At 63.1% G+C, this 13,593-nt stretch carries 10 protein-coding genes; 5 read left to right on the top strand and 5 right to left on the bottom strand.

Going from position 1 to position 13,593, the window contains the following annotated elements; all coding sequences use genetic code 11:
- Positions 1-202 precede the first annotated feature (202 nt).
- From IFT82_RS04610 to IFT82_RS04625, 4 genes are all read left to right on the top strand, one after another.
- The gene (locus tag IFT82_RS04610; protein WP_342355046.1) at positions 203-2,497 is read left to right on the top strand and encodes a S8 family serine peptidase; all 2,295 of its coding nucleotides are present in this window, start codon (positions 203-205) and stop codon (positions 2,495-2,497) included.
- 36 nt (positions 2,498-2,533) lie between these two features.
- Positions 2,534-3,181: a hypothetical protein gene (locus tag IFT82_RS04615; RefSeq protein WP_192125123.1), complete on the top strand. Its 648-nt coding sequence runs from the start codon at positions 2,534-2,536 to the stop codon at positions 3,179-3,181.
- A gap of 88 nt (positions 3,182-3,269) precedes the next feature.
- On the top strand, positions 3,270-3,977 hold the full coding sequence (locus IFT82_RS04620) for a hypothetical protein (RefSeq protein ID WP_192124945.1): 708 nt from the start codon (positions 3,270-3,272) through the stop codon (positions 3,975-3,977).
- Between the two features lie 161 nt (positions 3,978-4,138).
- Positions 4,139-4,537 carry a hypothetical protein gene (locus IFT82_RS04625; RefSeq protein ID WP_207105728.1) on the top strand — a complete coding sequence of 133 codons (399 nt, stop codon included), beginning with the start codon at positions 4,139-4,141 and terminating at the stop codon, positions 4,535-4,537.
- Positions 4,538-4,804: 267 nt separating this feature from the next.
- Here IFT82_RS04625 and IFT82_RS04630 read toward each other — a convergent pair whose 3' ends face one another.
- Positions 4,805-6,967 carry a calcium-binding protein gene (locus IFT82_RS04630; protein WP_192124949.1) on the bottom strand — a complete coding sequence of 721 codons (2,163 nt, stop codon included), beginning with the start codon at positions 6,965-6,967 and terminating at the stop codon, positions 4,805-4,807.
- On the opposite strand from IFT82_RS04630, the gene IFT82_RS04635 reads away from it, so the two are divergent.
- The gene (locus IFT82_RS04635) at positions 6,966-7,439 is read left to right on the top strand and encodes a hypothetical protein (RefSeq protein WP_192124951.1); all 474 of its coding nucleotides are present in this window, start codon (positions 6,966-6,968) and stop codon (positions 7,437-7,439) included. The two genes, IFT82_RS04630 and IFT82_RS04635, sit on opposite strands and share 2 nt — an antisense overlap.
- 222 nt (positions 7,440-7,661) lie before the next feature.
- Here the strand turns inward: IFT82_RS04635 and IFT82_RS04640 are convergent, their stop codons facing one another.
- The 4 genes from IFT82_RS04640 to IFT82_RS04655 all read right to left on the bottom strand — a co-directional run bounded on the left by IFT82_RS04640 (position 7,662) and on the right by IFT82_RS04655 (position 13,583).
- The gene (locus tag IFT82_RS04640) at positions 7,662-9,626 is read right to left on the bottom strand and encodes an AAA family ATPase (RefSeq protein ID WP_199860320.1); all 1,965 of its coding nucleotides are present in this window, start codon (positions 9,624-9,626) and stop codon (positions 7,662-7,664) included.
- 196 nt (positions 9,627-9,822) lie between these two features.
- Positions 9,823-11,325, bottom strand: a complete 1,503-nt coding sequence (locus IFT82_RS04645; RefSeq protein ID WP_192124956.1) for a reverse transcriptase domain-containing protein — start codon at positions 11,323-11,325, stop codon at positions 9,823-9,825.
- A gap of 354 nt (positions 11,326-11,679) precedes the next feature.
- Positions 11,680-12,885, bottom strand: coding sequence for a three-Cys-motif partner protein TcmP (gene tcmP, locus IFT82_RS04650; RefSeq protein WP_207105729.1), 1,206 nt, complete (start codon positions 12,883-12,885; stop codon positions 11,680-11,682).
- Complete coding sequence (locus IFT82_RS04655) at positions 12,843-13,583, bottom strand: DUF5131 family protein (protein WP_192124958.1); 741 nt, start codon at positions 13,581-13,583, stop codon at positions 12,843-12,845. The genes tcmP and IFT82_RS04655 overlap by 43 nt, the downstream gene beginning before the upstream one ends.
- Between the last annotated feature and the right edge of the window lie 10 nt (positions 13,584-13,593).

Consider the following 13,593-nt stretch of genomic DNA (forward strand, 5'->3'; position numbering starts at 1 on the left):
GTAGCCGAACGCCCGGCCCGAACCTGTTTCGGCCGGGAGGCGGACGCGTATGTCCAGGGCCTTCGGGCCTAAAGGCGTCCGCGCTCGTCTTATAGCGAGTTCTCAACTTCCGGCTTACGGGCCGGCACCGCCTCGTTTCAACAGGGGCGGTGCCGCCGGCTGGGGTCAGCCTGCCGGCACCGACGCGAACGGGGACTCGCGCGTGGGTGCATACGACGAACGCCGCAGCAGGCGGCGTGCCATCATCAGGAATTCGACCGCGGCGTCCGTCGCGATCCTGCTCGCCGCATGCGGTGGCGGTGGCGTAAGTACGCCCGGCGGGAACGCCCCGCCGACCGGCACGCCCACGCCGACCCCGCCTGCGACACCGGCACCGACGCCGCCCGTCACGCCCGCACCGACGCAATCGGCCGCCGACACCGCCGAGTACAGGGCGTCCGCCGCCGCCGTCAGTGCGAAGGCCGCCTACGCCCATGATCGCGGCATCACCGGCAGGGGCGTCACGATCGCGGTCATCGACAGCGGCATCGCGCGCTCGTCGCCGGAGTTCGCCGGCCGCGTCTCCCCGGACGGCACCGGCTTCGAGCAGCGCATCGCCCGCTGCGCCACCTGTCCGTCCGAGACGGTGCAGCCCTTCGCCATCGACGACCTCGACGGCCACGGCACAAGGGTCGCCTCGATCGCCGCGGCGGCGCGCAACGGCGTCGGCATGCAGGGGCTGGCGCCGGACGCCACCGTCCTCGCCCTCAAGGTGACCGGGCCGGACCTGGAAGGCGTGACGGCGGGAAGCACCACGCCGATCCGCGAAAGCAGCCAGCCGAACGCCGGCCTCATCGCACCGGCGCTGCGAGAAGCTGTCGCCAAGGGGGCGTTCGTCACCGTGATGTCGCTGAACGGCTTCGCCGGCGGACAGGTCGCGACCGAGCAGCGTGCGGCGATGGACGCGGTGCGCGCCGCCGACCGGCTGCTGGTCGAGTCCGTCTCGAACGAGACCGGCAGGGACAGCTTCGCCGGCCAGTTCGCCGAGAACCTGATCGGCGGCGACCGCGCGAACGCCGACTGGTTCCTGTTCGCGATCGGGGTGGACGCGAACGGCAATGCGCGACCCGCCAACGGCAACGTAGGCGTGCTCGCCGACCGCATGATCGCCGCGGTGGGGGTGAACCTGCAGGTGGTCGACAAGGACGGCGGCGTCGCCGTCGTCACCGGCAACAGCTTCGCGGCCCCTGCGGTCGGCGGCGCGGCGGCGCTCCTCAAGCAGCACTGGCCACAGCTCGGCGGCAGGGCGATCGCACGCATCCTGCTCGACACCGCCACCGACATGGGCACGCCCGGCGTCGATCCGATCTACGGCGCGGGGCTGCTGAACGTCGAGAAGGCGATGCAGGCCCAGGCACCGGCATCCTCGTTCGCCGCCGCACAGGCAGTGCTCGCCCGCTACTCGGCGCTCGACGTCTCCGCACCGTTCGGCGGCACCGCCACGGTCTCAGCGATCGCCACGGCGGCCGGCGGCATGACGGTCCTCGACCTCTACGGCCGCGACTTCGCCATGACGGGGGCGACCGGCATCCGCGTCCGCTCGTCGGGGCTGCTGGCGGGCGGCATGGCCGGATCGGGCGATCCGCTGCCCCTGCGCCGCTGGTCGGCGACCGAGGCGCGGCTGGGCTTCGTCGGTCAGGACGTGGTGGGTCCCTGGCAGGGCGCGACGGCGAACCGCCCGGCGGTGGCGAGCTTCTCGCCGACGGCGGGGCAGACGGTGACGATCGGCGCGAGCACGGCGGTGGGCAGTGGCGGTTCCTCCCTTGCCGGTTCGCCGCTGCGCGGCGTGGTCGGCCAGCCGGTCGGCCTGTGGTCGTCGTGGAGCGGCAGCGGCTGGTCGGCGTCGTTCTCGTCGGGGGCGTCGCGCGACCGCCGGGCGGACCTGCGCGGCATCTCCTTCTCCACCCCGCTCGGCATCGGTCTGGAGCTGACCGACCTCGCCGAGCATGGCCGCGTGCTGGGGTTCGGCGGCGGCTTGGCCTCGTCGGGGCTGCGCGGCGGCCGGACGACGCTCGCCACCGTCGTCGCACGCCGCGCGGTCGCGGGCGTTTCGCTGACCGCACGGGTGACGACCGGCAGCACCAGTGTCGACGGCGGCACCGCAGGCGCGATCCGCTTCGACGGTCGCATCGTCAGCACCGCCTTCGCAGTCGAGGGCGTGCGGTCGCTGCTCGGTGGGCTAGCCACGCTCGGCCTGTCGTCGCCGCTGCGCGTCGAACGGGCGCGAGCGTCGCTGCTGGTGCCGATCGCCTACGACCTGATGTCGAGTGCGCTGGTGGAGGAGCGGCGCAGCTTCGACCTGTCACCGGCCGCCCGCGAGCTCGATCTCGAACTTGGCTGGTCCACCAAGCTGGCGTCATCCTCGACGCTGCGCGTGGGCGTCGCCCGCGCCTTCGACGCCGGCCACGTGCGCAGCGCCTCCGACGTCGCCGCCTTCCTCAACCTCGTCGTCCGCTGAACCCCAAGGGAACCGTCCATGTCCACACCTACATCCATGTCCGCCGCCGTCCTGTTCCTTGCCGCCGCCAGTGGGCTGAGCGGGTGCGGTGATTCCAAGGCTCCTAGCAAGGATGCGTTCGCGACCGCACTCGATCCCGTCGTCCGCGACGTCTTCTGCCATCCCATCGACGTGATGCGGTACGAGGTCGAAGGCGAGACCGCCGGAACGGGGTTCCCAATCGTCACCTCGCTGAAGCGGACGGTCGCCGGGCCGGGCTCCGACGGGAAGTCGGTCGCGATGCTGGACGGCCTCGCCGGCATCGGGCTCGTCACGCGCACGACGTTCGAGAAGCCGGCGCGGTGGAGCGGCTCGAACGACGCGTTCGTGCGCCAGCCGCTGATCTCGTACGCGCCGACGCCGAAGGGTGCGCCGTACCTCCACACGGTGGAGCGCAGGGCGACGAACGCAATGGTCTCCGTGCCGTCGTTCTGCCTGGCGAAAGGCCAGGTGGTCGACGTGATCCGCTGGAGCGAGCCGTCGGATTTCGGCGGCCGCAGGGTGAGCCAGGTGACCTACACCTACCGCGGCGTCGACCCGATCCCGTTGATGCCGCCAGCGGAACAGGCCCGCATGGCCGAGCCGCAGGAGCGGACAAAGGCGTTCGAACTGCAGAGCGACGGCTGGCTACCAATGGCGCGCTGAGGCCACCGTGCGCGGCGATCCGCCGGAGTCGCCCCTCCCATCCCGAACGCCTTCATCATCCGTCCAACCAACCGAGGAGGTCACGACCATGAACATCACATCGCGCTTCGTATTGCTGGGCATCGCATCGTTAGCGGCCGCCGTGTCGCTGCCAGCCGGAGCGCAGGTCTACGTCGGCTCGCCGGGGGCCAAGCTGCTCGACAGCGTGCTCGGCGGGCCGCGCTGGGCGCCGGTCTCGACCCTGGACGTGGCGGGCGTGACCCTGGGGATGACGCCGGACGAGGCTAGGGCGGCGCTGCGGAAGTCCGGCTTCGCGCCGAATGCGAAGGATCCGCAGCAGGACGGATGGAGCGCGATCGTGTCGCAGCGCGCCGCGGAGCGGATTGGCGGGAACGTCGACCGCTCCAAGGTGCCGATGTTCACCAAGGTGAAGGGGACGCAGGGGGAGACCGTCGAGGTCTGGTACGCCGCAACGCGCGAAGGGCCACGGGCGTCGTCGATCAAGTATCGGATGCCGACGGTGCGGATGGAGAGGGCGGCGTTTCTGAAGGGAGTGGCGGACAAGTACGGCAATCCGACGTTCCAGGAAGGCGCGAGGGGCCTATGGTGCACGAAGCCGGAGAAGGTCTGCGCGAGCTACGCGAGTCAGCAGCTGCCGACCCTGGTGATCGAATCCAGCCATGCTTTCCACGAAGTCGATCTGACGACGGGACAACGATACAGGGACGAGCAGAAGGCGCTGACGGCGGCCGCGGTGGAAGCGTCCGCGCCGAAGGACGCCAAGGCTTCGTTCTGATGGTCTCGATCGAGGTCCGCAAGACATCGCGTCTGTCCCGCCTCGCGGCAGCAATGCGGAGGCATTGGCTGGTGGGAGCCAGGCGGTCCGTTGCGACTTCACCGCCTTCCAAGCCGGTTCGCTCCCGGGGCTGGCTCGTGGCGATGGCTTTGGTCGGGGTCATGTCTGATGTCGCCGACGCGCGCCGTTCCGAGACTGCGCCATCGGCACTGTCGTTCCTGCTGGAGGAGATGTCGTTCAAGGATGCCGAGCAGGTCGGGGCGATCGGCACCGGCTGCACTTGGCGGGGCGGGCCCGGAATGGCGCAGCGGATGTCGATCGCCGACGACCGCGGCGGGATCAGGCGGAACGGTGAGGTCGCCGCGTTGAGGCCTGCCGCAGATGCGAGACCCCTCTTCTTCACGTACGACCGCTGGACGGACGGGGCGACGACGATCCGGATACGCGACACGGGAAAGGTGGTGCGGCAAGGCCGTGAGTTTTCCGAAACCGTCGCCTGGCTCGATTTCGAGGATGTTCGGACGCGGTCGTTCGCAGGGCGATTGAACTGTGGATCCTGAACGCGTCTCGCCGCGTGCGCTGCGGTGCGCCGACCCGGCTATCCTATCCGTGCTGTCGCATCTGCCCGAAACCTAATGGTAGTCTACTGTCAGCAACTTTGCGCACGTCGACCAGGACGCCTTCTATGCTTGGATTCTGGTTAGGGTTGAAAACCGCGTGAAATAGCAATGATTTGCGCCTTGGCCGCAGCGATCCGGGTCGGCGGCCTTCACCCGGGCAATCATCAGGCAATCTTGGTGTGGCATCGTCGCCGAAAGCTCTGCCCGTCACATCAGCACGTCGAACTGACTCATGACTTGAGGGATAAGAGCGGCATGATCGAGTAGACCCTGGTAGTATCCATCATGGCTGTAGATGTTAGGATACACTCCCGTCACTTCGTCGGCCCATAGGGAGAATTGGGTCTGTGAAAGCCAGCCGAACGACAGCCCTAATGACGGGCCTGTGGGTTTGTTCAGGACCAGGTGCGTCGTCGTGGAGCCGTTCTCGAACGTGATCATACCCTTGTCGCCGGACCAGACGAAGCTGTCGGATTTCCCGGGATCCATGTCGTCGTAGACCGTGAACGGGCTGTTGAACGTCTCCTTGATGCTGCCATCGGCATTTATCTTCCAAACGTCCCTATTTTCGATGAGATGGTCGAAGGAGCTGATCTTCTCCATCACCTGGACTGTTCTGATGGAGCCATCGCTCATCGTCTCGCGATACCAGCTGCCGTCGAGCCGTATGCCGGTATAGGCCACGCCGTCCACGAAGAGCTGATCACTTGATCTGAAGTCCAGGATCGCGATGTTTCCGCCCTGGCTCGTGTCGATGTAGAACTTGTCGGCACCTTCGCCGCCCGACGCGATGTCGCCATCCTTGAGGTGGAACTCGTCTTTACCTGCCCCGCCGAAGTACATCATTCCGCCATCGCTTCGGAAGATGTCGTCTTGGCTTGATCCGACGATCGCTTCGATATCGGTGAAATGATCGATTCCGAACAGCGTCTCAACCGTCCCGGACTCCACGAGGATGGCTGAGATGGAATCGGTGTAGCTGGTGAGGTCGAATCCGTCTCCGCCGTTGATCGTCGCGCCATGTCCGAGGCCGACGAAGACGTCGTCGTCTCCCTCGCCGAAGAGGAAGTCCTTGCCCTGGTTCGCGACCATCACGTCGTCGCCTGCCCCGCCCCAAGCCATGTTGGCGCCCGAGCCGGTACCGACCGCGATTACGTCGCTCCCGCTGCCGCCATGGATCCTGTCGCTCCCGTCGGACAGATCGATTCCGAAACGTTCGTAGCCTGAGCCGCCGAGCAGATATGCACCTCTGGTCGACGCTACGTCGCTGAGGTGGAAGACGTCGAGCGGCGTTCCGCTCGAACTGACGGGACCGTTCCAATCGATGCCGCCTGCATTCTCGAATCGTTCAGCCGCGATGGTCACCGTGCGATTCTGAGCGTACTCGAGGCCTGCGAACTTCTGCGTCAGTGTGAAGGAGCCGCCGAAACCTGCGAGGGCTGTGTTCAATCCGCTCCGACCATCCGTGAGGGCGAAGTGCATGTTTCTCGCAAAGTCGTAGGCGCGCTGCGCGGATGCGATCCCGCCGTCCACGATGGAGCCGTCGATGATCGCTGCGGTCTTTGGGTCGACGTAGAAACCGAATCCATTGGATCGCTGTTCGAACATCGCATTGCTACCGTTCAGCGTCCTCTCTGACGTGATGTAGTTGGAAACCTGATCGCCATCGAGCGCCGCACCTCTCCAATAGGTGCGTACGGTTGAACCCCGGCTGTCGACAGTGGTGAACTCTGCGCTGTATTGATTTCGCATGGACCAAGCGAAGCTGATCTGCTCGTTTCCATCGACGTAGGATGTCTGAAATGCTGAAGCAGAGTTAGTGTATTGGCTGACTGACCCAATACCGTTAGCGCTAATGTGTCCTTGTATTTCGAAAGGTCGTACTGAACCAAAGACAGCGTTGCCAGCGAATACAGCGATCTGTTCGAAGAACGATTTTTCTGTAATCAGATCTGCACCAGGTAAGCCGATAACACTTGGGATAGCCAGCGCATGCATAAGCTCGTGTACCAGCGTTTGTTCAGAAGGCACCAAGTGGCGATATCCGCTGATTCCGAACGCATAGTTTTCCGAGTCAGCGCTCAGGTTTAGGATCCTATATTTATTCGGATTGCTGACGAGATCGGCGATTTGTTCACTGGCAATCTGATTGTCCAAGATATCCTGGGCGCTCGCGACCGTCGTAAAAACGCTTCGATCATTAACCAAAGCGCCCTTCGTGATGTAGACCGTATGCGCACCAGGCGAGGTGAGATTGGAAAAGAAGGCTGCAGTCCTGGAACTGGAGAAAACCGTTTCAAGCAGGGTCGTCAGTGATGTAGAATCACCGGCGTCACGATCCGCTGGGACGAGATTGACGGGGTACGACATGACTTATTTCCTTCGAGGGACTGCTATCCTTCTCGGCCTCGCCACTCTGACCATTTCTCAATCGGCTTCGGCCGACATGACCTGGGGGCATGTCGAACCGTTGAAGGGTCCGGTGTCGCTCGTCAGAATGCGCGACGTCGTCGTCGGAACGAGGTACGCCATCGACGTGATGGCCGGACTTCCGGTTCCGTCGGGTCTGATCCACCGCGTGAAGGTTGCGCTGGGACTGGCAGATCAGAGGGTTCTGATCGCCGTCGGATATTCTGGAGCCGCGTTGAAATACATGGCTTCGAAGAAATGCAGTTTTGCGGGAAGCTACACCGACTTCTACGCCACGATCAGACCGGCTCAGATGACGTACAAGGGACAGCGAGTAGTGGATGAGGAAGGCGACCTTCCGCTTTACTACATCGACGATCTCCGTCTTGTGGACCCTCAGGCCTGCGTGAAGGGGCGGATCGCCTCGGCGTAGATAGAGTGCACGTCCGATATGTCGGGCTACTGCCCAGCTGACGCCTTCAGAAGGGCGGTGGACGGCTCCCGATGGTAGCAGTCGTTCTGCAGGTCGGATAGCGCTGTCGATATCTCGCGGCCCATGTGGCCGAGCAGCAACCATATGGAAGACGTTTCTACGTCGTCACATCATATTGTATCGTCCCGAGGAGCTTAGGGAGGATACGTCGGATAATGACGGCTATTTCAATGCCGAGTTGATCCCGGCGATCAGTTTTTGCCACGACGCACGCTCATCCTCCGTAAGGTCGGATGCCGTGTGGTCCCGGGACCACCGCATGAACGCCTTTGCGAGCTTGTACTTGCTGAAGGATGCATCTGCTTTGATCAGCATGTCGATGATCGGTTGCTGCCGACGATCGGCAGCTAGGTCCACGATGTCGATGTTGAACTCGTCCTTCGCGATGATCGAGAGCGTTGAGCGAAGTAGGTCTTCGATCTCAGGCTTCGATACGCCATCGACGTAGTCCTTCGTCCGCAGGATGCCCTTCGCCCCAAGGGAATGCACCAGAGTGTCCTGACTGGCGGCGTTGTCACCGGCGGCATCGGAATCCAATAGCGCAGCGACCTTGAGCTTGTGCGCGGTGAGAATGGTCGCGAAGTAGACGACCTTTCCGGCGGAACTCGCCGTTACGAGCGAGATTTTGTCGTTCAAGGTCGCAAGGCCGGCCTCCTTCAGTAGCGCTGCGGTCGCCTCCAGGTACCATGCGTCCGTCAGTCCCTCGAGCACGAGGTTGCGTTGAGTCGCGAACAGGCTCTGCGCAAGGTCGTAGCCCAGAGCCTCCTGAAGCGGCAGCAGCGCGGCCGGATCGCTGGACGTGATAGTGGTATGAACCTTCGTTCCCTCGGATCGATCGTTGAGTTCGACGACGCGGACGAGATCGAGTTCGTCGGTACCTACAAGGAATGGTGAGTGGGTGGTGTAAATCGTCTGGTTCTTCTTGGACAGGCGTGAGAGCGTGTCGCGGAAATCGCGCTGCTTCAGAGCATGCAGGCTCATCCCCGGCTCGTCGAGCAGCAGGATGGCGTTCTCATGGGTGTCCATGGCCTCGGCGAAGAAAACGACGAAGAAGGACACCAGCCACTGGAACCCTTCAGATCGCTGGTCGAGTTCGACCTCGACACCCAGATCGTCCTCGACGACCACCTTGAGGTACTGGCCGTCCGCCACGACCCGCAGTCGATCCGCTTCCGGTCGCGTGCTGCTGGGCTGCCAGACCTCCCTGATCTCCTTGGTCAACCGGACACTTGCGGCGTTCAGCTGATAAGAACGCTTGTCGAGCTGGTCTCGGTTGTTCTGAAGCTGCTCGATCTTGTTGGCTGCGGGTTCAGAGACGCTTCCCAGATCGGACAGTTCCTGTGCAGTGAAGCCGAGGAGCTTGAGAAGGCAGGAATTGCCGTAATCGTATTGGGCATCGTCGAGGATATCGGACGACAGTCGCTGGGCGAGGTGCGACAGATGGATGAGTGGGCGTACCCGGAAGTAGTTGCTGAACAGCACGAAGACGGGAAGGCGCTTGCTCAGGTAGGCGAGTGCCTCGTCACGTTCGATGTCTTTTCCGACCGCTTCGTTCAGTCGATCAAGACGCGCCTCTTCGGCCTCATTCGCGTCGTCGATCAGCGTCACGGCGGCCTGGAGCCAGACCCGCAGCTCCTTCGTCCTGAAGGACGTAAGGGGGTAGAAGTCCCGCCATCCTCTTACGAGTTCAGCAACGTTCTCGGCTTCGGCGGTTGACGCTGTTCCATCATTGGCGATGGTCGCCTGCTTGTCGATATGGGCAGCCAGACGAGATAGATCCTTGGAGATCGAACCGAAGGTGGGGATCGGCGGCGCACCGACCAGCGTGTGGACGCCTCGGTTGTTCATGTAGCGCGTGAATTCGTAACTGGCCTGTCGGAGATCTTCGGGCAGTTCGGCACGTTCTGCGTCGTCCAGATCGAACACGACCGTTGCGACTGGCACATCTTCCACTTTTACGGCGCCGGTGGTGATGTCGTTGTAGAGGGCCCGGGGATAATCCCGCAGTGCATCGAACCCCTTGATATCCCTAGGAGCGTTGATGCGCTGCAGTGCCTGGAGGACCGCAGTCTTGCCGGCTTCGTTGGGACCCACCATGATGGTCTTGTCGTGTTCGACGTCGAACAAGCCGGTGTCCCGGACGCTCCGATAGTTTTGGACGCGGGCGGATCGGAGGCGCATCAGTTGCCTTTCGGGTCATTGGCTGATCATGACGCGAACATAGCGCGAACGGGTTCGAAGGGAAATACCCCGCCCCGATGATGCGCCATAATCCTCCAGCGCCTCTAGGTCGTCGATCTGAGTCGGTGACGGAATGTCCTCGTTATGGTACCCATTTCTGCAGTACGGAGATGTCGATGGCTAGCTGTCGTTCCTCTTCCGCCCCGCCCTTGTGGATCACGCCGATGACCTGACCGATCGAGTTCAGCAGTGGACCGCCGGACATCCCCGGGGTCAATGTCTGCTGGACCTCGATCTTCTGAATGCCGCTTTTGGTGGGCAGCGACGTTACGTTTCCCGACCTCACGTTGACCTTGTCGCCCGGCCCGAAGCCGGGATATCCGATCGCTACGGTCGCATCCCCGGTCACAGAGCCGACGTTCGATGCATCGAGTTCGTAGAACTCGTTCGGGGGTATCGCGTGATCCAGTACGGCTAGGTCCCGGTCGGAAGAACGGTGTTTCGCCATTGCCGCAAATCTGTTGGATGGTTTCGACGGATGATACATCTCCACCGCCCCTGAGGGGGAAACGCAATGGTCGGCCGTGACCAGCCCTACGCCTGTCAGGAAGAAGGCGGTGCCTTGGGCGCCGGTTCCTTCCCAGTGTTCGATCAGCCACACCGTCCGCTCACGGATCTCCAACTGAGTGGGTAGGATCTTCAACGCGAGCGATGGAAACGCCGCGTTGAAACGGGAAGCGATGCTACGGAACACCGGGTCTGCCGGCCCTTTGATGTGTCCTAGCCATGCCAGTTTACCTTGGAGATGCCTCCCGATCGGGGCTCTGCCGCCGTGGTCTGCGTGGAACTTGGTTTCGGCCGGTTTCTCGCCGAGTTTTTCGACCGAGTAGAGGGCAGCGCGCAGGTTCCTGACGAACCTGCGATCGACGTTGAGGTTCTCGTTCACCCTCAGGCCGGTCACGGTCCGTCTCGAATTCCGATCGGCGTAGTGAGCCTTGTCCGGATGGATCGTGAACCCGTTCGAACCGAATATGCCGAGCAGTTCCGACGAAAGGAGTTCGGGTGGAAAACTGCCGGATGGCGGTGGTACGCTTTCGAAGAGTCCGGTCAGCGGTCTATAGCTAGAGAAGGTGATGTCGTCTGCGTAACGGGTGTAGATGCACCGCGCGGACTTCGCGAATGCCATCAGCTGCTTGTCCATTCTGAAGCATATCATGTTCGAAAGGATGGGACTGCTGGGCGCACCCTGTGGCAGGCCGTTGTCGACGCAGCAGATCGATGAAAGACGCTCTGCGACATCCCGCTTCAAGCCCAGCGCCATGAGAACGCCGACGATGCGCCTCTCCGAAATCGAAGGGAAGAAATCCTTCAGGTCGAGATTCACTATGAATTTGCCACCGAGATGCGACTGGGCGTTCGTCTTGACGGATCGGTCGGCTACGAACCCGTGGACGGGATTCCGACGACGATAGAGAGGGGTGATCAGATCGCAGATCTTGCGCTGAAGGATTTTGAGCCTCCGATCCGGCGCGTTGATGACGCGCGCCTTGCCCGACTTCTTCCGGATGTCGAAGGTCCGGTACATCTTGGATCGGTAGTAGCGGATCTTCTTTGCCTCGGCCGCCCCGAGACCGAGATGCTTCATGAGGCTGGCTTCGTCGGCCAGTTCCGGTGGCAGCCTTACGGGTCTTGGTGGACCAAAAGCGTGGGCGGCGCTTAGCACGGGGTCTCCCTTCCAATCACGCCAGGGCCCACAAGGAGCATACGGCGCGCACGATGTGTGCTGACTTTTACTCTTACGCCGCAGTTGCTACAGCGCGTATGCGAGGGGAGACCCCGTGATTTTCTTTTAGGGAATGTTCTTGTGATTTGAAATATGGATGTCGCATTTTCCTCCAGAGACTAATTCTGCGGGGCATGGCCATCTCATTTCAAATGTCTGATCATCGAAATGTCTGATGACGATCAGGCCAGGCTCATCGCTCATTTTGGCAGATGATCAGCGCGTCACGCGATACGACTCGTCAGGCACCTGCTTGCGATGGCCCCAGTCGAGGAAGCGTATGCGCCCTTCGTCCTTCAGTTCGGCCGCCATGCGACCCAGCCGCGTCTTCCGGACGCCGTACCGTGCGAGGATCGGCGGCCAGAGAGCGCCATATGTGATCGACTGCGGATCAGGAGGAACGTCGGCCGTCAGTGCCGTGCGCGCGAGTCTCTCCTGCTCCGCCATCCACCGCCCCGCGAACTCGTTGCCCGTAACCGGGCTGCCGAACATGTCCTGCGAGCCGAACAGGTCGTCCCGCCTGGTGGTCTGCAGATCGGCGCGCATCTGGTCCTGCGCCTTCAGCGTCGCATGCTGGCAGTCGCGGAACACCTCGATGCCCTTGGTGCTGCGCGTGGCGTAGATCAGCGAGTAGAAGGTGCGATCCTTCGTGGGGAACAGGACCGGCGTCTCCATGACGTAAGGGTAGCCGCCCAGCCCCTTCACCGCGTCGCTGATCGCGGTCACGAGCACCCGCTTTCGAGCCTCTGCCACCGTCTCGCCCGTCATGATGTCGAGGTCGTCGAGCCTGCACCTCCAATCCGTCGCAGGCATCAACGCTTCGAGCGCGGCCTGGATGGCGGCGTTCGGCATCGACGCGGACCAGTTGATCATCGTGAACATGAAGTTGAACACGACTTCGCAGTTCGGTCGCCTCAGCAAGGGAGCCACCGATCGCATGTCGATCTTCCAGCCCTTGGGATCCATCAGCACGAACGAGAAGGCGTCGTCCGGGATCGCGGCGATCAGATCGGGAACGACCTTCCCGAAGTCGTCGTTGAAGGTCTGGATCGTGATGTCCGGATACCGGGGAATGATCTCCTGCAGCCGCGCGTGGGCGTTCGGGTCCTTCTCGACGAGGAGGGCTGTCATCTTCCGATCTCCGCGTCCCAGTCGGGCCCAGGCCTGCTTCGCGCCACGGAGCGCCTCCAGGGCGATGCCGAAGGACGTGTCCTCGAAGTTCTCGCCCTGGTCCTTCCAAGGACCCGAGAACCCGTCGACGTACACTACGTCCCTGTGGCTCGCGACCTTGAACACCAGCTTCTTGACGTAGTCCGCAAGGAAATGGTGCTTCACGTACGCCTGCTCCCGGCCGCCGTAGTTGGCGAGATCGGGGCGCATCAGGCAGCCCTCGAAGCCACCGCGACGGGCAGCTCGTTCCATTCGCGACCGTCCAGATCCCGCCCGCCTGTCTTCGGTCGGATGCCTCCCCACTGCTTGAAGAAGAACGCCACGTCCTGCTCGGCGCACTGGTCCCGGATCTCTCGTGCCCAGTCGATCATCATGGGCCGCGCGCCGGGTCCGCTCTCGCCGCCGGCGATCACCCAGTGGATGCCGGTCAGATCGACCGTGCCGACCGATCCGATTAGCGGTTCGACCGACAGGAACCGCACGGCGGCTGGAGCCTGCCGGAGGTGGGAAATGCGCGCTGCGGACCGGGTGTCCTCCACCGAGACGCCGAGCCAGATGTGTGCCGGCGGAGCGACCGTACGGTAGCGGCGCTTCAGGTAGTCGCGCATGAGCGAGCTGCGCTTGGTCAGTACTTGGAACACGTGCCAGTCAGCCTGCTCCATGGTGTCGAAGACACTGTCGATGAAGGTACGTGGTACCTCCTTGTGGAACAGATCGCTCATCGAGTTGACGAAGATCATGCGCGACCGCTTCCAGGCCAGCGGCTGCCCCAGACGTTCCGGACGCAGGGTCAGATCGAAGCCGTTCTCGAAGGGGTGACCCGGAATGCCCCGCCAGCGCTCGGAGAAGCGGGCGGCGTAGCAGTTGTCGCAGCCGGCCGTGATCTTCGTGCAGCCCGTCACCGGGTTCCACGTCGCGTCCGTCCATTCGATTGCACTGCCGTCGGCCATGGGTCACCCG

Origin of the sequence: Sphingomonas sp. CFBP 8760, assembly GCF_014841615.1 — a bacterium.
Classification (GTDB): domain Bacteria; phylum Pseudomonadota; class Alphaproteobacteria; order Sphingomonadales; family Sphingomonadaceae; genus Sphingomonas.